The sequence below is a fragment of the Cellulomonas sp. H30R-01 genome, assembly GCF_010119915.1.
GTDB lineage: Bacteria > Actinomycetota > Actinomycetes > Actinomycetales > Cellulomonadaceae > Cellulomonas > Cellulomonas algicola.
In genome coordinates this window covers 2620438-2641620 of sequence record NZ_CP048210.1, presented here as the reverse complement: position 1 = coordinate 2641620, position 21183 = coordinate 2620438, and the positions used below count along the sequence as shown (strand labels likewise).

Here is a 21183-nt window from a genome sequence, read left to right as displayed (position 1 = left end):
ATGGAGATCGTGATGAGCACCACCGAGCCCTCGCCGCGCGGCGGCTGGCTCACGGCCGAGCAGCAGACCCACTGGCGGTCCTTCCGTTCGGGCGTCGCCCGCCTGACCGCCGTCCTCGAGCACGAGCTCGAGGCGCGCACCGGTCTGTCGACGCACGAGTACGAGGTCCTCGTCCGCCTGTCCGAGCAGCCCGGCCGCACCATGCGCATGTCCGAGCTGGCCGACGGCATCGTGCACTCGCGCAGCCGCCTCACGCACACCGTCCGCCGCATGGAGGACGCCGGCCTGGTCAGGCGCGCGCCCTGCGCCGAGGACGCGCGCGGCGTCAACGCGACCATGACCGACGCCGGGTGGCAGCGGCTCGTCGACGCGGCCCCCGAGCACGTGCAGTCCGTGCGCGACCACCTCGTCGACGTCCTCACGCCCGAGCAGTTCGCCGCGCTCGGCGCCGCCATGCAGGTCGTCGCCGACCGGATCGTCGGGGGCGGGTGCGACGACGACCCGGGTGTCCCGTGTCACGTCGCGTGACGGCCCGAACCGTCCGGGACACACAGCCGGGTTTGCGACACTGAGCCCCATGGTCGCCACCACCGTCCACCTGCTGCGCCACGGCGAGGTGCACAACCCCGAGGGCGTGCTGTACGGGCGCCTGCCGGGCTACCACCTGTCCGAGCGGGGGCACGCCATGGCGCGCGCCGTCGCGGACGCGCTCGCGGGCGAGCCCGGGACGACCGGCGGGCCCGCGCGGCCGCGGCACGACGTCGTCGCCGTCATCGCATCACCGCTGCAGCGCGCGCAGGAGACCGCCGCCCCCATCGCCGCCGCGTTCGGCGTCGACGTCGGCGTCGACGAGCGGCTCATCGAGGCCGCCAACCACTTCCAGGGCAAGACGTTCGGCGTCGGCGACGGCTCGCTGCGCCACCCCGAGCACTGGCCCTACCTGCGCAACCCCTTCAAGCCGTCGTGGGGCGAGCCGTACCAGGAGCAGGTCGACCGCATGCTCGCCGCGGTCGCCGACGCCCGACGGCAGGCCCGGGGTCACGAGGCCGTGCTCGTCAGCCACCAGCTGCCCGTGTGGGTCACGCGCCTCGCGCTCGAGAACCGCCGCCTGTGGCACGACCCGCGCCGCCGCCAGTGCAGCCTCGCCTCGCTGACCTCCCTTCGCTACGAGGACGACCGCCTCGTCGGCGTCGGGTACTCCGAGCCCGCCGCCGCGCTGCTGCCCGGCGCGTCCCACGTCGCGGGGGCATGAGCGTGCGCCGAGCCCTGCTCCCGACGAGCCCCTCGCTCGCGACGCGCCCGTCGACGGCTTGCCCGTCCGTGACGCGTCGCTCCCGCACCCTCGCCCGCACCGCGGCAGCCCTCGCGGTCGTCGCCGCGCTCGCCGCGGGCTGCACGTCGTCGTCCGAGGGCGACGCCCCCGCCGACGTCGTCGACCAGGGCTACCAGTCGGGTGACGGCAGTGCGACGACGTGGGCCGCCGCCGACCGCAAGGGGCCGGTCGAGCTCGCCGGGACCGCCTACGACGGCAGCACGCAGGACGTCGCGGACTGGCGCGGCGACGTCGTCGTCCTCAACACCTGGTACGCGAACTGCCCGCCGTGCCGCGCGGAGGCGCCGGACCTGGTCGCGCTCGCGACCGACTACGCCGACGACGGCGTGCACGTGCTCGGCATCAACGGGACCGACGCCGCGGGCGCCGCCGAGGCGTTCCAGCGCCAGTTCGACGTGCCCTACGTGAGCATCGAGGACACCGACGGCACGGCGATCGCCGCGCTCCAGGGGGTCGTGCCGGTGAACGCCGTCCCGACGACGATCCTGCTCGACCGCGACGGCAAGGTCGCCGCCCGCATCCTCGGTCTCGCGGAGGCGTCGACGCTGCGCACCCTCGTCGACGACCTCCTCGCCGAGCAGCCCGGCGGCGCCGCGTCGTGACCGCCGCCGTCGTCCCCGCCCTCGCCGCCGGCCTGCCCGTCGCGGCGGACGTCGGCGACGTCTTCGGCCAGGCCGTCGTGTCGGGATCGCTGCTGCTCGCGGTGCCGGTCGCCCTGATCGCCGGGCTCGTGTCCTTCGCCTCACCGTGCGTCCTGCCGCTCGTCCCCGGGTACCTGGGCTTCCTCGGCGGGATGTCGGGCGCCGGGGCGTCGCGCTCGGGTCGCGCCGGCGCGACGACGGCGTCCTCCGCCGGGACGTCCGCGGGCACCGACGGCACTGCCGGCACCGACGGCACTGCCGGCACCGACAGCACTGCCGGCACGACGGTCGCGGCCGGGGACGCGACGACCGGGGGCGGCGGCGGCGCGCGCACCACGACGGCCACCGCGGAGCGTCTCGCGCCCGCCCGCTCGCGCGTCCTGCTCGGCGTCGGCCTGTTCGTCGCCGGGTTCACCGCGGTCTTCGTCGCCTACGGCGCGCTCGCCGGCTCGCTCGGCGGCCTGCTGCTGCGCTGGCAGGACCCGGTCACGCGCGTCCTCGGCCTCGTCGTGATCGTCATGGGCCTCGGGTTCGTCGGCCTGATCCCGTTCCTGCAGAACGAGCGCCGCCTCCACCTGGCACCCCGTGCGGGGCTCTGGGGTGCACCGCTGCTCGGGGTGACGTTCGGGCTCGGGTGGACGCCCTGCATCGGCCCGACGCTCGCCGCGATCCTCACGCTGTCCCTCGACGGCGGCTCGGCCGGTCGCGGCGCGCTGCTCGCCGTCGCGTTCTGCGTGGGCCTCGGCCTGCCGTTCCTGCTGGTCGCGCTGGGGCTCGAGAGCAGCGCGCGCATGGTCGGCTTCCTGCGCCGGCACCGCCGCGCGATCATGCGGGTCGGCGGCGCGATGCTCGTGATCCTGGGCCTCGCGCTGGTGACGGGCGTGTGGGGGACGTGGGCGTCCTGGCTCCAGGGCGTTCTCACGGGCTACGACCCCTTCGTGCCGGTGGTGTGACGTGACGACCTACCGCCCCGAGGGCCTCGACGACGCGTTCACGCAGCCCACGGACGCGCCCGACGCACCCGCGGAGGCCCCCGTCCAGCTGCCGACCCTGGGCTTCACGGGCTGGGTGCGCTGGGCGTGGCGCCAGCTCACCAGCATGCGCGTCGCGCTGCTGCTGCTCATGCTGCTCGCCGTCGCCGCGGTGCCCGGCACGCTGTTCCCGCAGCGCGTGCAGGACCCGGCGAAGGTCGCCCAGTACCTGCTCGACCACCCGACGACGGGCCCGTGGCTCGACCGCCTCGGGTTCTTCGGCGTGTACTCGTCGGTCTGGTTCTCGGCCATCTACCTGCTGCTCTTCGTGTCGCTCGTGGGCTGCATCCTGCCGCGCACCAAGGTGCACCTCGCGGGGGTCCGCGGCCGTCCGCCGCGCACGCCCCGGCGCCTCGGCCGGTTCCCGGCGCAGGGCGGCGGGACGACGGACGACGACGCGCGCACGGTCGCCGAGCGCGCCGCGGCGACCATGCGCCAGGGCTGGTCGTGGCTGCCGTTCGTCCCGACGTACCGCGTCGACGTGCACGACGAGGGCGGCGGCACGTGGTCGGCGGCGGGGGAGCGCGGGTACCTGCGCGAGACCGGCAACCTCGTGTTCCACCTCGCGCTCGTCGGGCTGCTCGTGTCCGTCGCGACCGGCCAGCTGCTGCACTACCGCGGCCAGGCGATCGTCGTGCAGGGGCGCGGGTTCGCGAACGCGCAGGTCGACTACGACACCTTCGAGAGCGGCACCGCCTTCGACCCGTCGACGCTCGTGCCGTTCACGCTGCGGCTCGACCAGTTCGACGCGCGCTTCGACCCCGAGACGCTCCAGTCCCGCGACTTCACCGCGCACGTGACGCTGACCGAGCCGGGCGACGCGCCGCAGGAGCGGACCATCAAGGTCAACCACCCGCTGACCGCCGGCGGCGCCAAGGTGTACCTGCAGGGGAACGGCTACGCGCCCGAGCTCACGGTCCGCGACGCGGCCGGCGAGGTCGCGTTCGCCGGCGCGGTGCCGTTCCTGCCGCAGGACGAGGTCTACACGTCGCGGGGCGTCGTCAAGGTGCCCGACGTCTCGGGCGACCAGGAGCAGATCGGCGTCGTCGGCTACCTGCTGCCGACGGCGACGCAGGTCAGCGACACCCTCTACCGGTCGACCGACCCGCAGCCGGACGAGCCGCTGCTCGTGCTGTCGGTGTGGTCCGGCAACCTCGGGCTCGACACGGGCGTGCCGCAGAACGTCTACGAGCTCGACGAGTCCCGGATGGAGCAGGCGGTCGACGCCGACGGCAACGCCGTCACGCTGTACGTCCGCCCCGGCGAGACGGTCGACCTGCCCGACGGCCTCGGCACGCTCACGTTCGACGGCCTGCCGCGGTTCGTCGCGCTCGACCTCCGCCACGACCCGGCGCTCACGTTCGTGCTCGTGTTCGCGCTGCTCGCGTTCGGCGGCCTCGCCGCGAGCCTGTTCGCACCGCGCCGCCGCGTGTGGGTGCGGGCCGCCCCCGGGACCGGCGACGACCCGGGCCGTACAGTGGTCACCGCGGCGGGACTCGCCCGCGGTGACGACGTCGGCCTCCAGCCCGAGCTCGACCGGCTGCTCGCGGAGATCCTGCCGCCGGCCGCCGCACAGCCACCGGACCCGACGGCCCCCGCCGACGTGTCCACCCCGTCCAGCCCGTCCGCCCCGACCGTCCCCCGAGGAAGCGCGACATGACCACCGGTGACCTCTCCACGCTGCTCGTGTGGGCCGCGGCGACCGCGTTCACGATCGCGCTGATCGCGTACGCCGCCGACCTCGCGCGCATCGCCGACTCCACGCAGCGCCGCGCCGCGGCGAAGGCGGAGGCCCGCGTCGCGGTCGCCGCCGGCGGCGGCTCGGTCGCGGTCGCCGACGCGCCCCCGGCGGCACGCGGGGGCTCGGCGAAGGCCGAGGGCATCGCCCGCTCGACGACCTACCTCGGCCTCGTGCTGCTGTTCGCCGGCATCGTGCTGCGCGGTGTCGCCGCCGGTCGCTGGCCGACGGCGAACATGTACGAGTTCACGATCGTCGGCGTCCTCGTCGCGGTGTCCGTGCTGGCCGTCGTGCAGCAGCGTCGCGTGATCGCGTTCCTCGGCGTGCTCGTCATGGGCATCGCGGTCCTCGCGATGGTGCTCGCCCTCAACGCCTTCTACATCCAGGCCGACGCCGTCCAGCCCGCGCTGCACTCCTACTGGCTGGTCATCCACGTCGGCGTCGCGATCATCGCCACCGGCATCTTCACGGTCGCGTTCGCGGCGTCCGCGCTGCAGATCCTCGCGGACGTGCGCGCGTCGGGCCCCAAGCCCGTCGACGCGCCGCGCGCCTGGACCGACGGCATGCGCCGTGCCGTCGTCGGCCAGCGGTTCGCGTGGGTCGACCAGGTGCCGTCGCCGCGCGACCTCGAGGCGCTCGCCTTCCGCCTCAACGCGCTCGGCTTCGTGCTCTGGACGTTCACGCTCATCGGCGGTGCGATCTGGGCCGAGCACGCGTGGGGCCGCTACTGGGGCTGGGACCCCAAGGAGGTCGGCACGTTCGTCGCCTGGGTCGTCTACGCGGCGTACCTGCACGCCCGCACGACGCGCGGCTGGAGCGGCCGCCGGGCCGCCTACTTCGTGTTCGTCGGCTACGCCGTCGTGCTCGCGAACTTCACCGTCGTGAACCTGGTCTTCTCCGGCAAGCACTCCTACTCGGGCCTCTGACCCGCGCGCCCGCCTGCGGCGTCAGGTGGGCCACCGCGACCGGTGCGTGCCGGACCGGCGTGACGTCAGGTCGTCCTCGTGCCGGAGCGGCGTGACGTCAGGACGTCGGGGAGCCGTCGCCCGTGCCCTGCTCGCGGCGACGCCGCTCCTCGTCGAGCTTGCGCAGGAAGTCCGGGTCGTCGTCGGGCGCCACCGGCCCCGTCCGCCGGCGCGGTGTCCACGACGACCCGCCCGACGCCGAGCCGCCGGTGCTGCCACCGCCGGCCTGGCGGGCGGCCGCGCGGCGACCGCGGCTGACGAGGATCCACAGGATCGCGCCCAGCACGGGAACGAGCACGACGAGCGCCATCCACAGCAGCGGGTGGACGCCCAGCCGCTCCTCGTCGGAGCTGCGGGAGATGTCGAGCACGCACCACACGACGAGGCCGACCACGATCACGAACGCGAGGTAGCGGGCCATCCACCCACCCTAGGCGTCGAGCGGTCCCGGTGCCGTCCTAGGCTGGTGGGGTGCCCGTCGTGCTCTACACCCTCTACCGTCTGCTGCTCTTCGCCGCGTTCCTCGGCCTGCTCTGGGTCGCGGGGCTGCGGTCCTGGCTCGCGGTGATCGCGGCAGCGCTGCTCGCGTGGATGGCCGGGTACGTGCTGCTGCGGACGCCGCGCGACGCCGCCGTCGCCTGGATCGCCGCGCGCGACGAGCGACGCACGCGCGAGGGCACCAAGGGGCGCTCGCGCGCGGACCAGGACGCCGACGTCGAGGACGCAGCGGTCGACGCCGCGCGGGAGCCGCGGTCGGAGGACGAGCCCGCGCCGCTGACCTCGCCGGGCGGCGATGCCCCGCGGCCGACTGCGACGGACGACGGCGGGACGACGATCGACCGCACCGCGCCGCCCGCCTGACGCCGCCCGCCTGCCGCGGTCCGTCTGCCGCGGTTCGCCTGCCGGCGCCCGCCTGACGCGGTCCGCCTGCCAGATCGCCTCACGCGGTGCGCCTGACGCCGCCCGCCGGACGTCGTCGCCGGATCCGCGACGGCGAGCGCGGTCAGATCGCCAGGCCGAGTCCCAGCAGGACCCCGAACCCGAGCTCGAGCATCCCCGTGCCCGCGAGCACGGGCACGAGGGCGCGTCCACGCGCCCCCAGCAGCACGACGCCGGCCAGGATGCCGGCAGGCGCGAACAGCGGCAGGACGAGCAGCGCCCACGGCGCGGCGAACACGCACACGGCGCCGAGCGCGACGGGCACGAGGACGAACGCGGCGTACACGCGGCGCGCCTTGTACTCCCCGAGCCGCACGGCCAAGGTGCGCTTGCCGACGAGCGCGTCGGTGGGCACGTCACGCAGGTTGTTGACCATGAGCAGCGCGCACGCGAGCAGCCCGACGGCCACGGCGCCGACCCACGCGGTCCACGGCAGCTCGAGCGCCTGGGTCCACGTCGTGCCGAGCACCGCGACGAGCCCGAAGAACACGAAGACGCCGACCTCGCCGAGCCCGCGGTACCCGTAGGGGCTGCGACCGCCCGTGTACGTCCACGCGGCGGCGATGGCGAACGCCCCGACGGCCAGCAGGAACCACTGCGACGTCACGACGACGAGCGCGAGGCCGAGCAGCCCGGCGACGGCGAACGACAGGAACGCCGCCGCCCGCACGGCGCGGGGGCTCGCGGCGCCGGACGCGGTGAGCCGCAGCGGCCCGACACGGTCGACGTCGGTGCCGCGGATGCCGTCGGAGTAGTCGTTGGCGTAGTTGACGCCCACCTGCAGCGCCAGCGCGACGCCGAGCGCGAGCGCGGCCCGGCCGAGGTTCGCCTCGTCGAGCTGCGCCGCGGCACCCGTGCCGACGAGCACCGGTGCGGCCGCCGCCGGCAGCGTCCTGAGCCGTGCACCGGCCACCCACTCGCGTGCGGTCGTCACGCGCCGCTCCTTCCGGTCGGTGCGGGCGGGGTGCCCGCGTCGTCGTGCACGCCCGTCGGGGTCGTGCGCTGCGTGTCGTCGTGTCCTGCCGGGTCGTCGTGTCGTGCCGCGGCGTCGTGCCCGACCTCCGCCGCCGCGAGCCGCGCGACCGCCGTGCGGTCCACCTTGCCCGGGCCGCGCAGCGGCAGCGCGGCCACCGTCACCAGGTGGCGGGGCGCGCTCGGGGCGCCGAGGCGGTGCGCGACCACCTCGCGCACCCGGTCGAGCGTCAGGGCGTCACCCGGGCGCGGCACGACGACCGCGACGACCGCCTGCCCCCACTCGGCGTCGGGCACACCCACGACGCACGCCTCGCGCACGCCGTCGAGCCCGCCGAGCACCGCCTCGACGGCCGCGGGGGCCACCTTGGCGCCACCGGTCACGAGGACGTCGTCGGCGCGTCCGAGCACCGTGAGGACGCCGTCCTCGAGCCGGCCGAGGTCGCTCGTGCGCAGTGCGCGGCGTCCGTCGGGCAGCCCGACGAAGGCGTCGGCGTCCAGGTCGGGGCGGCCGCGGTAGCCGTCGGCCAGGACCGGACCGGACAGCAGCACGCGCCCGGCGTCGTCCAGCGCGACCGTGACGCCGTCGAGGGGCACGCCGTCGTACACGCAGCCCCCGCACGTCTCGGTCATGCCGTACGTCGTGACGGCGCGCACGCCCGCCGACCGCGCCCGCGCGAGGACGTCGGGGGCGGTCGCCGCGCCACCGAGCAGCACCGCGTCGAAGGTCGCGAGCGCCGCGGTCGCGGCGGGGTCGTCGAGCAGCCGCACGAGCTGGGTCGGGACGAGGGAGGTGTACCGCCGCTCGGCGGTCCCGAAGGCGCCGACCGCCTCGACGAACGCCGCGGGACGGAACGGCCCGTCCGGCGCGACGACGGGCGTGGTCCCCGCGAGGACCGAGCGGACGAGCACCTGCAGCCCGGCGACGTGGTGCGTCGGCAGCGCGAGCAGCCACCGCCCGGGCCCCCCGAGCCGGTGCTCGGTGGCCGTCGCCGACGCGCGCAGGGCGGCGCGCGAGAGCAGGACCTCGCGCGGCTCGCCGGTCGACCCCGAGGTCCGCACCACGACGGCCACGTGCTCGTCCACGTGCGCGGCCGTCGCCGCGGCCGGACCCGGTGCGGGCGCTCCCGCCGCGGCTCCTACGCGCTCGTGCGTCGCGTGCGGGGGCGGGTGGACCGCCGGGGAGTCGCCCGGCCGCTCGACCGGGCCGGGGGCGAGAGGTCGCACGGCGGGGCCCGTCCCGTCGAGGGCCGCGGCCAGCGCGTCGAGCAGCGCGTGCGCGGGGACGTCGCGCAGGGGCCGGGTCACGCGCCCAGCCTAGGTGCCCGTCGGCGAGCCGCCCGACGCCGGACCGGACGCACGGTGCCGGCAACTAGAGTGACCCGCGGTCCGCCCCGAAGGAGCTCTCCGTGCCTCACGCCCCCGCCCGCCCGACGCTGCGTCTCGCCGCCGTCCTCGTCGCGGTGCTCACCGTCGGCGCCTGCGCGTCCGGACCGAGCCAGCCCGAGCGCACGACGCTCACGCAGGAGCCGGCCGTCGAGGTCGCGAAGGCCGCCCCGCCCGCGGTCGTCGTGCCGCCGCGCTGGCCGCTCACGGGCGAGGCCGCGGACGCGGTGGTCGACCGGCCGGCGATCGCGGTGAAGATCGAGAACCCGCGCGAGGTGCGCCCGCAGACCGGTCTCGACCAGGCGGACGTCGTCTGGGAGCAGGTCGTCGAGGGTGGCATCACCCGGTTCGTCGCCGTCTTCCACTCGCAGGTCCCGGCCGAGGTCGGTCCGGTCCGCTCGATCCGCCCCATGGACCCGGCGATCGCGGCGCCCTTGCACGGCATCGTCGCGTTCTCGGGCGGTCAGCAGGCCTTCGTGCGCGAGCTCGGGCAGTCGGGTGTGCAGCTCATGAGCCAGGACGGCGGCGCGGCGGGCTTCTACCGCAAGAAGGGCGTGATGCCGGCGCCGCACAACGTCTACGGCACGCCTACGACGTGGTGGGAGAACGCCGACGCGGGCCACAGCGCGTCCCCGCCGGCGCAGTTCGCGTTCGCGCGCCGCGCGGACCAGTCGACGGTGCTGACCGCGGGGACGCCGGCGACGCTGCTCGACCTCCGGCTGTCGGGCTACTCGCGCCCGCAGTGGGCGTTCGACACCGCGAGCGGCACGTGGCTGCGGTCCGAGGGCGACACGCCCGCGACGGCCCGGTCGGGCGCCCGCCTCGCCGCACGCAACGTGGTCGCGCTGCGGGTGCAGCTCGTCGACTCGGGCACGAAGGACCCCGCCGGGAACCCCGTGCCGGAGACCGTGCTGGTCGGGACCGGGAAGGGCACGGTCGTCAGCGGCGGCAAGGCGCTCGAGGTGACGTGGTCGAAGCCGGCGACGGACGCCGTGCTCACCCTGACGGCCCCGGACGGCTCGCCGGTCACGCTCGCCCCGGGCGTCACCTGGGTCGAGCTCGTGCCGGCGTCGTCGGGCAGCGTCACCGTCTCCTGAGCGTCACCCGCTCCCCGGGCGTCACCGTCGCCTGCACGTCACCGTCTCCTGGGCGTCACCGTCTCCTGGGCGTCACCGTCTCCTGGGCGTGACCGTCGCCTGCACGTCACCGCCTCCCGACCCGGCCGCCGGACCGCCGGCGATGCGCGGTCCGGTGCGCCGCCCGGGCGATCGTCGGGCCGAGTGCGGGGCACGCCCGCCGCGCTCAGGAACGTCCGCGACGTGCCGTGACACAGTGGTCCGCGTGACGAGGACGACGCAGGGCACGACGACACGGGGCACGACGGCCGGACCCCGGCGACGCGGCCGCGCGACGCTGCGGTGGAGCCTGCCGCTGGTCGGCGCGGTGCTCGCGCTCGCGGCGTGCGGGACGGCCGCCGAGCAGACGCCGCCGCCGACGCCCGTCACCGAGCGGCCGTCGATCGCGCCCGACAAGGGCGCCGCGCCGGCGCCCGTCGTGCCGCCGACGTGGCCGCTGACCGGCGTGCCGGGCGAGCCGGCGCAGCGTCCGGCGCTCGGCGTGAAGGTCGAGAACACCGCGGTCGCGCGGCCGCAGACCGGGCTCGAGCAGGCGGACGTCGTGTGGGAGACGATCGTCGAGTTCGAGGTGTCGCGGCTCATCGCGGTCTTCCACTCGCAGGTACCGGCCGAGGTCGGCCCGATCCGCTCCGTGCGCCCGATGGACCCGGTGATCCTCGCGCCGACGCACGGCCTGCTCGTGTTCTCGGGCGGGCAGCCGGGCATCCTCGCGCTCGTCGAGGACAGCGGCCTGCAGATGATCTCGCACGACGCGGGCGCCGACGGGCTCTACCGGACGCGGGACCGGGCGGCGCCGCACAACGTCTACGGCACGCCCGAGGTGTTCTGGGCGCAGGCCGACGCGAACCACCAGGCCCCGCCGGGGGAGCAGTTCACGTTCGCGCGCAGCGCCGACCGGGCGGCGGCGGTCGTCGGCGGCACGCCCGCCACGACCCTCGACTTCCGCCTGTCGGCCGCGTCGAACCCGCGCTGGTCGTGGGACGCGGGGTCGGGGACGTGGCTGCGGTCGGAGGGGCAGACGCCCGCGAACGCCCGCAGCGGCGCGCGGCTGTCGGCGGTGAACGTCGTGTCGATCACGGCCGCGCACCCCAACACGCAGTTCGGGGCGCAGGGCGGTGCGCCCGTGCCGACCTACGAGCTGGTCGGCTCCGGCGACGGCGTGGTCGCGACGGGCGGGAAGACCGTCGCGGTGCGCTGGCAGAAGGACGCGCAGGACGCGCCGATGCGGCTGTTCCTGCCCGACGGCCGCCCGGCGGACCTGGCACCCGGCAACACGTGGGTCGAGCTGGTGCCGGCCGGCTCGGGGTCGCTCACGGTGGGCTGAGCCCGCCGGAAGGAGGGCCGTCGCGTGGCGAGGTCCACCTCGGGGCGGAACGTTGTCCTCCCACGGGTGGGTTTCCCGCCGGCAGGTTCCCGACGTGAGGGCGACGCGCGCGCGGGGGGCGCCGCGGCAGTGTTGTCGTCATGGCCACCGAGCACCTGCAAGCCCGTGAGCACAGCACCGCGTCGCTGGGCGCCGTCGTCGCGTCGGTCGTGATCCTCGCGGGTCTCGCCCTGGGTGCGACGCTCGCGATCAGCCAGGTCGTCGACCTCGCGGCGTGGGCGTTCGGTCGCCAGTGAGCGCCGGCTCCCGTGCGCCGGGCTGACGGGGTGGAGGGACCTCGTCAGTAGGCGTACGGGAAGCCGGACCAGTCGGGATCGCGCCTTTGGAGGAAGGCGTCGCGTCCCTCGACGGCCTCGTCGGTCATGTAGGCGAGCCGGGTGGCCTCCCCGGCGAACACCTGCTGACCGGCGAGGCCGTCGTCCGCCAGGTTGAAGGCGAACTTGAGCATCCGGATGGCCTGCGGCGACTTGGTCGCGATGATCCGGGCGTACTCGAGGCCGGCCTCCTCGAGCTCGTCGTGCGGCACGACGTCGTTCACGGCGCCCCACGCGTAGGCCTCGTCGGCGGAGTACTCGCGGGCGAGGAAGAAGATCTCCCGGGCGCGCTTCTGCCCGACCTGCCGTGCGAGCAGCGCGGACCCGTAGCCGCCGTCGAACGAGCCGACGTTGGCGTCGGTCTGCATGAACCGGCCGTGCTCGCGGCTCGCGATCGTGAGGTCGGCGACGACGTGCAGCGAGTGCCCGCCGCCCGCGGCCCAGCCGCCGACGAGTGCGACGACGACCTTGGGCATGGTCCGGATCAGGCGCTGCACCTCGAGGATGTGCAGCCGGCCGGCGCGTGCGGGGTCGACGGCCTCGGCGGTGTCGCCGTCGGCGTAGCGGTAGCCGTCGCGGCCGCGGATGCGCTGGTCGCCGCCCGAGCAGAACGCCCAGCCGCCGTCGCGCGGGCTCGGCCCGTTGCCGGTGAGCAGGACGGTCCCGACGGACGAGGTGGTGCGCGCGTGGTCGAGCACGCGGTAGAGCTCGTCGACCGTGTGCGGGCGGAACGCGTTGCGGACCTCGGGCCGATCGAACGCGACGCGCACGACGGGCAGGTCGCGTCCGGTCGCGCCGGCGGCGCGCTGCGCGTCGTCGGGCCGCGCGTAGCCGCGGTGGTACGTGAGGTCGGTGAGGTCCTCGAAGCCCTCGACGGTGCGCCAGCGGCGCGGGTCGAACGTCGTGGAGACGGGTGCGGGCAGCGCGGGCTCGGCGGTCGGGGAGGTGTCGCTCACGTCGTCACCCTAGTGTCGGATGATTCTGGTACGGTCGTACTAGAACGTGCGCGGGACGGCGGACCTGACACCCGGCGCGCACGACGCCCGCCGACGACGGTGGGCCTGCACGGAGGTGTCTTCCCCCCATGGCCTGGATCGTCCTCGTCCTGTCCGGCGTGCTCGAGGCGGGCTGGGCGCTCGCGCTCAAGCAGTCGGCCGGTTTCACCAAGCTCTGGCCCAGCGTCTGGTTCGTCGTGCTCGCGGCCGCGTCGTTCGCGGGCCTGAGCTTCGCGCTGCGCACGCTGCCCGTCGGCATCGCGTACGGCGTGTGGGTCGGCGTCGGGGCCGCGACCACCGCCGTCGCCGCCGCGATCCTGCTGCACGAGCGGATGTCGGTGCTCACCGTCGTGTCGCTGGTGCTCATCGTCGCGGGCGTGGTCGGGCTGCAGCTGTCCGGCAGCAGCCACGCGTGACCCGCACGACCAAGGGCGCGCAGCGCCGCGACCAGCTCGCCGCCGCGGCCGCGGACCTCGTGCTGCGTGAGGGCCCTGGCGCCCTCACGCACCGCCGGGTCGCGGCCACGGCCGGCGCGTCGCTGTCCGCGACGACGTACTACTTCGCCGACCTCGACGAGCTCGCGACCGCCGCAGGTGCGGTGCTCGCGCGCGGGTGGGCGACCCACGCCGCCGCCGTCCTCGCCGGCCTGCCCGACGACCCGGGCGCACGCCCCGGGCTCGACGCGGTGGTCGACGCCGTCCTGCCACCCGGCGACGACGACGCGGTGCGCGCGCACTACGAGCACCTGCTCGGGTCCGGTCGCAGCGACGCGCTCGCCCGCGCCTTCGCGCAAGGGCGTGCCGAGGTCGACGCCGTCGTCGCGCGCGTCGTGCGTGCCGTCGGGCTCGACCTGCCGCCCGCGGTCGCCGTCGCGCTCGTCGACGGCGCCGTCGTGACCGCGCTCTCCGAGGGTCGCCCGGTCCGTCCGACCGCGCACGACCTGCTGGTCGCCGCGGTCGGCTGACCCGGTCCGAGCGCCCACGGCAGCCGACGTACGCTGGCCCGATGCCCGCCACGCCGTCCCCGGTCGTCTGGTCCGTGCCGATGCGGACCCGGTTCCGCGGCCTGACCAGCCGCGACGGGGTCCTGGTCCGCGGCGACGCCGGGTGGGGCGAGTTCAGCCCGTTCTGGGACTACGACGCGACCGAGTCCGCCGCCTGGTGGCGTGCGGCACGCGAGGCCGCCGACGAGGGCTGGCCCGACCCGGTCCGCGCGAGCGTGCCCGTCAACGTCACCGTGCCCGCCGTCGACGCCGAGACCGCGCACCGGATCGTCCGCGCCTCGGGCGGGTGCCGGACCGCCAAGGTCAAGGTGGCCGAGCCCGGGCAGTCCGTCGACGACGAGGTCGCCCGGCTCGAGGCCGTCCGCGACGCGCTCGGACCCGGCGGAGCGATCCGCGTCGACGCCAACGCCGCGTGGGACGTCGACACCGCGGCCGCCCGGCTCGCGGTGCTCGACCGCGCCGCGGGCGGGCTCGAGTACGCCGAGCAGCCCGTGCCGACCGTCGCCGACCTCGCCGCGCTGCGCCGCCGCACGACCGTCCCGATCGCCGCCGACGAGTCGGTCCGGCGGGCCGACGACCCCCTCGCGGTGGCACGGGCCGGCGCGGCGGACGTCCTCGTGCTCAAGGTCCAGCCGCTCGGCGGGGTGCGCGCGTGCCTGCGGATCGCCGAGGAGTGCGGCCTGCCGGTCGTCGTGTCGTCGGCGCTCGAGTCGTCGGTCGGGCTCGCGGCGGGCGTCGCGCTCGCGGCCGCGCTGCCCGAGCTCCCGTACGCGTGCGGGCTCGCGACCGCACAGCTCCTCACGGCTGACGTCGTCGCCGAGCCGCTCCTGCCCGTCGACGGCGCGCTCGCCGTGCGCCGTCCCGAGCCGGACGCGCGGCTCCTCGCCGCGCACGCGGCCGACGACGCGCTCACCGCGCGGTGGCACCGCCGGCTCGACGACGTCCTCGCGGTCAGCGGTGCCCGCGGCCCGCGCGGGACCGGGACGCCGACGGGCGACCCGACCGGCCCGCGCGCGACGTGGACGGCATGATGTCCGACGTGACGACGCAGCCACGCGACCCGAGCCCGGCCACCACGGCCGCACGCGTGCTCGTGCAGGCGCTCGCCACGCTCGGCGTGCGGGACGTCGTGCTCGCCCCCGGGTCGCGCAGCGCCCCGCTCGCGTACGCGCTCGCCGACGCCGCCCGTCCCGACGACGAGCGTCCCGCCGGCGCGCCCGCGATCCGTCTGCACGTGCGGATCGACGAGCGGTCCGCGGGGTTCCTGGCGCTGGGCCTGGCACGTGCCGCGGCGCACGACGAGGACGGCGGGGCGCGGCCGGTCGCCGTCGTCACCACGTCGGGCACGGCCGTCGCGAACCTGCACCCCGCGGTCCTCGAGGCCCATCACGCGGGCGTCCCGCTCCTCCTGCTCACGGCCGACCGCCCGCACGAGCTGCGCGGGACCGGCGCCAACCAGACGACCGTCCAGCCCGGGATCTTCGGTGCCGCCGTGCGGCTCGCCGCCGACGTGCCCGCGCCGGTCGGGCTGCCCGACGAGGCCCGCGACCTGCGCCACCTGGTGTCGCGCGCAGTCGCGGCCGCCACCGGCGCGCGCACGGGCGACCCCGGACCGGTGCACCTCGACCTCGCCTACCGCGAGCCGCTCGTCCCGCCGCCCGGGCCCTGGCCCGAGCCCTCGGCCGTCGGGCTCGGCAACGTGCAGTCGCGCGGCGCGGGGCTCCCGGGCGCCGTGACCGCGGCGCTGCCCGCGGTCGTCGACGCGCGCGCGGCCGTGGCGTCGGGGGGCGGCGCATCCGGTGCGACGGCCTCCGGTCGCCGTCGGGGGGCCGTCCCGACCGTCGTGGTCGCGGGTGACGGCGCCGGCCCGGTCGCGCGACGCGTCGCCGAGGCGTGCGGCTGGCCCCTGCTCGCCGAGCCGTCGTCGGGCGCGCGCGGCGGACCGAACGCGATCGCGGCCTACCGGCTCCTGCTCGCTGACCCGCGGCTCGGCAGTGCGGTCCGGCGCGTGGTCGTCCTCGGCAGGCCGACGCTGTCCCGGCCCGTGCAGCGCCTGCTCGGGCGCGCCGACGTCGAGGTCGTGGTCGTCGCACCGCAGGGCGGTGCGTGGCCCGACGCCGCGCGCAACGCGTCCGACGTGCTCACCGAGGTGCCCGCCCGCATGCTCCGCGGTCGCCTGCACGCCCCGACCGGCTGGCTCGAGGCGTGGCAGACGGCCGGCAAGGCCGCCGACGCGGCGGTCGACGCGCTGCTCGACGGCCCGGGGGAGCGGGACGCCCGACGCTCGCGCAGCGGCACGCGAGTCACGGGCCCGGCACTCGCCCGGGCGGTCGCGGGCGTGCTGCAGCCGCACGACGTCCTCGTCGTCGGCTCGTCGAACCCCGTCCGTGACCTCGACCTCGTGGCCCGCTGGGACACCGCCCCGCTCGTCCTCGCGAACCGCGGGCTCGCCGGGATCGACGGCACGCTGTCGACCGCCGCGGGCGTCGCGCTCGGGCTGCCGCGTCGCCGCGTCCGCGCGCTCGTGGGCGACCTGACGTTCCTGCACGACGTGGGCGGACTGCTGCGCGGTCCGCTCGAGCCGGTCGTCGACCTCCAGGTGGTCGTGGCGAACGACGACGGGGGGTCGATCTTCGCGACCCTCGAGCCGGGCGAGCCCGAGCGGTCCGACGTCTTCGAGCGCGTGTTCGCGACCCCGCACGGCGTCGACGTCGCGGCCCTGTGCGCGGGGTACGGGGTGCGGCACACGCGCGTCGTCGACGCCGAGGGCCTGCTGCCCGCGCTCGCGGCGCCCGGACCCGGGCTGAGCGTCGTCGAGGTCCGCGTGGACCGCACCGGACGGCGGGCGCTCGGCGAGCGCGTCGCGGCCGACGTGGCGCGCGCGGTCGACGGCGCCCTCGGCTGACCGGTCGCTGCCGGCGCCCGCGCGGCACTCCTGCCGGACGCATGAGGAACTGACAGCAAGTTCCCAGGTTCGTCTGAGCCTCCCTCCAGCGCGGCGTCCTTTCATGGAGGACGACAAGGAGGCACCACGATGACGAGCACCCCAGAGCACGGCGCGGGCGAGAACCACCCCCAGGCGCAGCCGACGCAGCCGATCCCGCCGATCGGCGCGACGCAGCCCCTGCCCACGCAGCCGGCCCACCCGACCAACCCCTTCACCGCCCCGCACCCCGCCGCGCCCGGCGAGGTCCACGCGCAGGAGCTGGCCCGCCGCCAGGCCGCGGACGAGGAAGCCGCACGCGTGCGTGCCGAGCGTGACGCGGCGTACCACGCGCAGTGGACCGCGGCCCAGCAGGCGGCCGCGCAGCACGCCGCGGCGCAGTCGTTCGCGCAGCACCCGACGCAGCCGCACGCGGCTCAGCAGCACGCGGCTCAGCAGCACCCGGCCCAGCAGCACGGCGCGCCGCAGCAGCCCGTGACGGTGGCCGCCCACCAGCCCGCGACGGTCCACCCGCAGGGGGCACCGCAGCACGCCCCGTACGGACCGGTCCGCACCGCCCCCGCGGGCCCCGGCGTCCCGCCGTACGGCCCGACCGCGACGCAGCCCGGCGCGGCCGGCCCGCGCAAGCGGCGCACGTGGATCCCGGTCGTGTCCGCCGCCGCGGCCGCCGCGATCCTCGGCGTCGCCGCGACCGGTGCCGCCTTCACGATCGGCGACGAGCGCGCCGACGGCTCGCGCCCGGCGTCGCTCGCCGAGATCGGCCGCGACACGACCGACACCGTCCCGGTCGCGGGCTCGACGAACGACGCCCCCGACTGGCAGGCGGTCGCCCAGGCAGTCGCGCCGTCCGTCGTCGCGATCGAGGTCAGCACCGGCCAGGGCGGCGCCCAGGGCTCGGGCGTGATCGTCGACGAGCAGGGCCACATCGTCACGAACAACCACGTCGTGGCCGGTGCGCAGGGCAAGGTCCAGGTGACGCTGACCGACGGCCGCCTCTTCGAGGCGAGCGTCGTGGGCACCGACCCGACCACCGACCTCGCGGTCATCAAGCTCGACGACGCACCCGACGACCTCGTCGCGGCCGCGCTCGGCGACTCCGCCAAGGTCGAGGTCGGCCAGTCCGTCATGGCCGTCGGCAACCCCCTCGGGCTCGCCAACACCGTGACGACCGGCATCGTGTCGGCCGTCGACCGACCGGTCTCGACGTCCGCGGAGGACGGCAGCCAGGCGACCGTGACCAACGCGATCCAGGTCGACGCCGCGGTCAACCCCGGCAACTCCGGCGGTCCGCTGTTCGACGCGCAGGGCCGCGTCATCGGCATCAACTCGTCCATCGCGACGATGTCGCAGCAGTCCGGCTCGATCGGCCTCGGCTTCGCCATCCCGGTGAACCTCGTGAAGAACATCGCGACGCAGCTCGTCGACGACGGCACGGCCGAGCACGCGTTCCTCGGCGTGAGCCTGTCGGACGGCACCGCGACCGCCGACGGCGTGACCCGTCGCGGCGCGGTCGTCGAGGAGGTCAGCGCGGACTCGCCCGCGTCGAAGGCCGGTCTCGAGGCCGAGGACGTCGTGGTCGCGATCGACGGCCACGCCGTCGGCGGCGCCGAGTCGCTCACCGCCTACGTCCGGGCGCTCGCGTCCGGCGACCAGGCGACGCTCACCGTCGTCCGCGACGGCAAGGCGTCGGAGGTCGACGTGACGCTCGCCGCCCGCCCGGAGTCCGCGGCCGCCCCGCAGGACCCGCAGGGCGGCGGCCAGGGCCAGGACCAGGGCCAGCAGGGCCAGGGCCAGGACCCGCAGGGTCCGGGTGGCCTGCCGGGCGGCATGACGCCCGAGGACCTCTGGAAGTGGTTCCAGGGTCAGGGCCAGAGCTGACGCCTCGCGCTCCCCGACCGCGGCCCCGGTGACGGCCCAGCACCGCCCACCGGGGTCGCACGGGACACGCGGCTCGCACACCGGAGCCGCTCACCGCGGTCGACCCGACCGCCACCGCCGGGCACCCCCAGGTGCCCGGCACCCGACCCGCACGGGTCACCGCCGTCACGGCCGCGTCCCCCGCCCGTGACGCCGACGGCACCCGTGCGGCGCCGGGGGCCGCTCTCCCCGGCGGCCCCCGTGCCCGCGGTCACCGACCGCGTCGGCGCCCCCGGCCCACGGACGGCCGGGGGCGTCGTGCTGCCCGGAGCCGGGCGACGACGAGGGGTCGGCGACGCGTCAGGCGTCGCGGCCGAGCGCGTCGCGCATCGGCACGAGCTTCGCCTCGGACTCGGCGAGCTCGGCGGCGGGGTCGGACGCGGCGACGATGCCGCAGCCGGCGAAGAGCCGCACCTCGCGCGGGTCCTGCGCGTCGACCTGCGCGGACCGCAGGGCGATGCCCCACTCGCCGTCGCCGTCGGCGCCCATCCACCCGACGGGCCCGGCGTAGCGGCCGCGGTCCATGCCCTCGACCTGCGCGATGAGCGCGCGGGCGGCGGTCGTCGGCGTGCCGCACACGGCGGCGGTCGGGTGCAGCGCGGCCGCGAGCGCGAGCGACGACGGGTGCGTCGTGGTGCCGACCGGCGCGGTGAGCACGCCGGTCACGTCGGACGCGAGGTGCAGGACGTTCGGCAGGTGCAGCACGAAGGGCACGTCGGGCACGTTCGTCGACGAGCAGAACGGTTCGAGCGCGCGGGCGACGGACGAGACCGCGTACTCGTGCTCCTCGAGGTCCTTCGACGAGTGCGCGAGGATCGCGGCGCGCGCCATGTCGGCGGCGTCGTCGCCGGTCCGGCGGATCGTCCCGGCCAGCACGCGCGAGGTGACGAGGCCCTTCTCGGACCGGACCAGCAGCTCGGGCGTCGCGCCCATGAGCCCGTCGACGCTGAACGTCCAGCAGGACGGGTACCGGCGGGCGAGCCGCTGCAGGGCCCAGCGCACGTCGACGGGGTGCTGGCTGCGGGCGCGGACGTCGCGCGCGAGGACGACCTTCTCGACCTCGCCGGCGCGGATCGCGGCGACCCCGGCGGCGACGACGTCGCGCCAGTCGTCGGCGGGGACGGCGCCGTCGCGGTACTCGACGTCCCCGGGGGCGACCGGGGGGACGTGCGGGCCGACGACGTCGGCGAGCGTGGGGGCGGCGCTGAGCCGCGGCCCGGCGGTGAGGGTCGTGAGCCAGGTACGGCCGCCGCGACGGCCGACCACCACGCGCGGCACGACGACGACGCCGCCCGCGGGGGAGTCGTCGTCGAACGCGAACGAGGCGAACGCGACGGGGCCGGTGCCGGGCACGTGCACCTCGTCGCGGACCACGGCGTGCGCGAGCACGGACCGCCAGGCCTCCTCGGCGCGCGCGAAGCGGTCGGCGCCGGTGACCTCGACGCGCAGCGTCTCTCCCCACGCGACGATCCCGTCGCCGCGACGGACCCACGCGAGGGGTGCGTCGGAGGGCAGCAGGTCGAGCAGGTCCGCGGGGTCGGGGGTGCCGGGGTCCGCGTCGTGCGTCCGGCCGAGGTCGTCGAGGGCGACCGTCCGCACCACGAGCGGCTGGGGGACCGCGTCCGCGGGCGCGGCGGTCTGCGTGGTCATCACGTCCAGGGTAGGACCCGTGGCGGGCGCTGCTCGTCGACGACGGTGTGACGTACACGGCACCCGCGTGCGGCGCGGCGCGCGGGACGCGGCTCGTCGGGGGAGGGCGGACCTGCGACGATGGGCGGCATGTCCCGTGCCTCCCTCGAGAAGGACCCCCGCGACGTCGCGCGCATGTTCGACGCGGTCGCGCACCGGTACGACGTCACGAACGACGTCATCTCGCTCGGCCAGGACCGCGCGTGGCGCAAGGCGACGCTCGGGGCGCTCGCCGCGCAGCCGGGGGAGACGGTCCTCGACCTGGCCGCCGGGACGGGCACGTCGGCCGAGCCGCTCGCGGACCAGGGGGTGCGCGTCGTCGCGTGCGACCTGTCGATGGGCATGCTCGAGGTCGGCAAGCGTCGCCGCCCGGACCTGGCCTTCGTGGCCGGCGACGCGCTGCACCTGCCGTTCGCGGACGCGTCGTTCGACGCCGTGACCATGTCGTTCGGGCTGCGCAACGTGTCGGACGTCCCCGCCGCGCTCGAGGAGCTGCTGCGCGTGACGAAGCCGGGCGGGCGGCTCGTGGTGTGCGAGTTCTCGACGCCCACGTGGAAGCCGTTCCGCACGGTCTACTCGAACTACCTGATGCGCGCGCTGCCGCCCGTCGCGCGGGCCGTCTCGAAGGAGCCCGAGGCGTACACCTACCTCGCGGAGTCGATCCGGGAGTGGCCGGACCAGCGCGCGCTGGGCCTGCTGGTGAAGCGCGCGGGCTGGGAGCACGTGGCGTTCCGGAACCTGTCCGGCGGGATCGTCGCGCTGCACCGCGGCACGCGTCCGGAGTGAACCGTGCGGG

Annotated in this window: 21 protein-coding genes; 16 read left to right on the top strand and 5 right to left on the bottom strand. The window is 76.4% G+C overall.

Annotated features, from left to right (window positions below; translation table 11 throughout):
- Window positions 1-12 precede the first annotated feature (12 nt).
- The 6 genes from GXP71_RS11810 to ccsB are packed head-to-tail and all read left to right on the top strand — an operon-like array spanning window position 13 to window position 5669.
- On the top strand, window positions 13-528 hold the full coding sequence (locus GXP71_RS11810; RefSeq protein ID WP_162352797.1) for a MarR family winged helix-turn-helix transcriptional regulator: 516 nt from the start codon (window positions 13-15) through the stop codon (window positions 526-528).
- A gap of 49 nt (window positions 529-577) precedes the next feature.
- Entirely contained in the window at window positions 578-1252 is a 675-nt protein-coding gene (locus GXP71_RS11805) for a histidine phosphatase family protein (RefSeq protein ID WP_162352796.1), read from the top strand.
- Window positions 1249-1935 (top strand): TlpA disulfide reductase family protein, encoded by a 687-nt coding sequence (locus GXP71_RS11800; RefSeq protein WP_162352795.1) that lies wholly within the window; start codon window positions 1249-1251, stop codon window positions 1933-1935. Before GXP71_RS11805 ends, GXP71_RS11800 begins: the two co-directional genes overlap by 4 nt.
- Window positions 1932-2927, top strand: coding sequence for a cytochrome c biogenesis CcdA family protein (locus GXP71_RS11795; RefSeq protein ID WP_162352794.1), 996 nt, complete (start codon window positions 1932-1934; stop codon window positions 2925-2927). The genes GXP71_RS11800 and GXP71_RS11795 overlap by 4 nt, the downstream gene beginning before the upstream one ends.
- 1 nt (window position 2928) lies before the next feature.
- Complete coding sequence (locus tag GXP71_RS11790; protein WP_162352793.1) at window positions 2929-4665, top strand: cytochrome c biogenesis protein ResB; 1737 nt, start codon at window positions 2929-2931, stop codon at window positions 4663-4665.
- Window positions 4662-5669 (top strand): c-type cytochrome biogenesis protein CcsB, encoded by a 1008-nt coding sequence (ccsB, locus tag GXP71_RS11785; protein WP_162352792.1) that lies wholly within the window; start codon window positions 4662-4664, stop codon window positions 5667-5669. The genes GXP71_RS11790 and ccsB overlap by 4 nt, the downstream gene beginning before the upstream one ends.
- Before the next feature lie 97 nt (window positions 5670-5766).
- Here ccsB and GXP71_RS11780 read toward each other — a convergent pair whose 3' ends face one another.
- Complete coding sequence (locus GXP71_RS11780; protein WP_162352791.1) at window positions 5767-6129, bottom strand: PLD nuclease N-terminal domain-containing protein; 363 nt, start codon at window positions 6127-6129, stop codon at window positions 5767-5769.
- Between the two features lie 50 nt (window positions 6130-6179).
- On the opposite strand from GXP71_RS11780, the gene GXP71_RS11775 reads away from it, so the two are divergent.
- On the top strand, window positions 6180-6569 hold the full coding sequence (locus GXP71_RS11775) for a DUF4229 domain-containing protein (protein WP_162352790.1): 390 nt from the start codon (window positions 6180-6182) through the stop codon (window positions 6567-6569).
- Between the two features lie 142 nt (window positions 6570-6711).
- Here the strand turns inward: GXP71_RS11775 and GXP71_RS11770 are convergent, their stop codons facing one another.
- Together GXP71_RS11770 and menE are read right to left on the bottom strand one after the other, a co-directional pair.
- Entirely contained in the window at window positions 6712-7581 is an 870-nt protein-coding gene (locus tag GXP71_RS11770) for a 1,4-dihydroxy-2-naphthoate polyprenyltransferase (RefSeq protein ID WP_162352789.1), read from the bottom strand.
- Window positions 7578-8927, bottom strand: coding sequence for an o-succinylbenzoate--CoA ligase (gene menE / locus GXP71_RS11765; protein WP_162352788.1), 1350 nt, complete (start codon window positions 8925-8927; stop codon window positions 7578-7580). Before menE ends, GXP71_RS11770 begins: the two co-directional genes overlap by 4 nt.
- A gap of 101 nt (window positions 8928-9028) precedes the next feature.
- Between menE and GXP71_RS11760 the strand changes: the two genes are divergently transcribed.
- The 3 genes from GXP71_RS11760 to GXP71_RS20160 all read left to right on the top strand — a co-directional run bounded on the left by GXP71_RS11760 (window position 9029) and on the right by GXP71_RS20160 (window position 11761).
- The gene (locus GXP71_RS11760) at window positions 9029-10102 is read left to right on the top strand and encodes a DUF3048 domain-containing protein (RefSeq protein WP_162352787.1); all 1074 of its coding nucleotides are present in this window, start codon (window positions 9029-9031) and stop codon (window positions 10100-10102) included.
- 244 nt (window positions 10103-10346) lie between these two features.
- Window positions 10347-11465 (top strand): DUF3048 domain-containing protein, encoded by a 1119-nt coding sequence (locus GXP71_RS11755; protein ID WP_370520936.1) that lies wholly within the window; start codon window positions 10347-10349, stop codon window positions 11463-11465.
- Window positions 11466-11605: 140 nt separating this feature from the next.
- The gene (locus tag GXP71_RS20160) at window positions 11606-11761 is read left to right on the top strand and encodes a hypothetical protein (protein ID WP_168679966.1); all 156 of its coding nucleotides are present in this window, start codon (window positions 11606-11608) and stop codon (window positions 11759-11761) included.
- 44 nt (window positions 11762-11805) lie between these two features.
- Here the strand turns inward: GXP71_RS20160 and GXP71_RS11750 are convergent, their stop codons facing one another.
- The gene (locus GXP71_RS11750) at window positions 11806-12795 is read right to left on the bottom strand and encodes a 1,4-dihydroxy-2-naphthoyl-CoA synthase (RefSeq protein ID WP_162352786.1); all 990 of its coding nucleotides are present in this window, start codon (window positions 12793-12795) and stop codon (window positions 11806-11808) included.
- 128 nt (window positions 12796-12923) lie between these two features.
- Here GXP71_RS11750 and GXP71_RS11745 point away from each other — a divergent pair, with 128 nt between their 5' ends.
- The 5 genes from GXP71_RS11745 (at window position 12924) to GXP71_RS11725 (ending at window position 18659) form a co-directional block, all read left to right on the top strand.
- Window positions 12924-13250 carry a multidrug efflux SMR transporter gene (locus tag GXP71_RS11745; protein WP_124343691.1) on the top strand — a complete coding sequence of 109 codons (327 nt, stop codon included), beginning with the start codon at window positions 12924-12926 and terminating at the stop codon, window positions 13248-13250.
- Window positions 13247-13798 carry a TetR/AcrR family transcriptional regulator gene (locus tag GXP71_RS11740; protein ID WP_162352785.1) on the top strand — a complete coding sequence of 184 codons (552 nt, stop codon included), beginning with the start codon at window positions 13247-13249 and terminating at the stop codon, window positions 13796-13798. The genes GXP71_RS11745 and GXP71_RS11740 overlap by 4 nt, the downstream gene beginning before the upstream one ends.
- A gap of 41 nt (window positions 13799-13839) precedes the next feature.
- Window positions 13840-14868, top strand: coding sequence for an o-succinylbenzoate synthase (locus tag GXP71_RS11735; protein ID WP_162352784.1), 1029 nt, complete (start codon window positions 13840-13842; stop codon window positions 14866-14868).
- Window positions 14865-16742 (top strand): 2-succinyl-5-enolpyruvyl-6-hydroxy-3-cyclohexene-1-carboxylic-acid synthase, encoded by a 1878-nt coding sequence (gene menD / locus GXP71_RS11730; RefSeq protein ID WP_162352783.1) that lies wholly within the window; start codon window positions 14865-14867, stop codon window positions 16740-16742. The genes GXP71_RS11735 and menD overlap by 4 nt, the downstream gene beginning before the upstream one ends.
- Window positions 16743-16871: 129 nt before the next feature.
- Entirely contained in the window at window positions 16872-18659 is a 1788-nt protein-coding gene (locus tag GXP71_RS11725) for a trypsin-like peptidase domain-containing protein (protein ID WP_162352782.1), read from the top strand.
- Window positions 18660-18998: 339 nt separating this feature from the next.
- On the opposite strand, the gene GXP71_RS11720 is transcribed toward GXP71_RS11725, so the two are convergent.
- Window positions 18999-20348: an isochorismate synthase MenF gene (locus GXP71_RS11720; protein ID WP_162352781.1), complete on the bottom strand. Its 1350-nt coding sequence runs from the start codon at window positions 20346-20348 to the stop codon at window positions 18999-19001.
- A 129-nt stretch (window positions 20349-20477) separates the two neighbouring features.
- On the opposite strand from GXP71_RS11720, the gene GXP71_RS11715 reads away from it, so the two are divergent.
- Window positions 20478-21173: a demethylmenaquinone methyltransferase gene (locus tag GXP71_RS11715; RefSeq protein WP_162352780.1), complete on the top strand. Its 696-nt coding sequence runs from the start codon at window positions 20478-20480 to the stop codon at window positions 21171-21173.
- Window positions 21174-21183 lie beyond the last annotated feature (10 nt).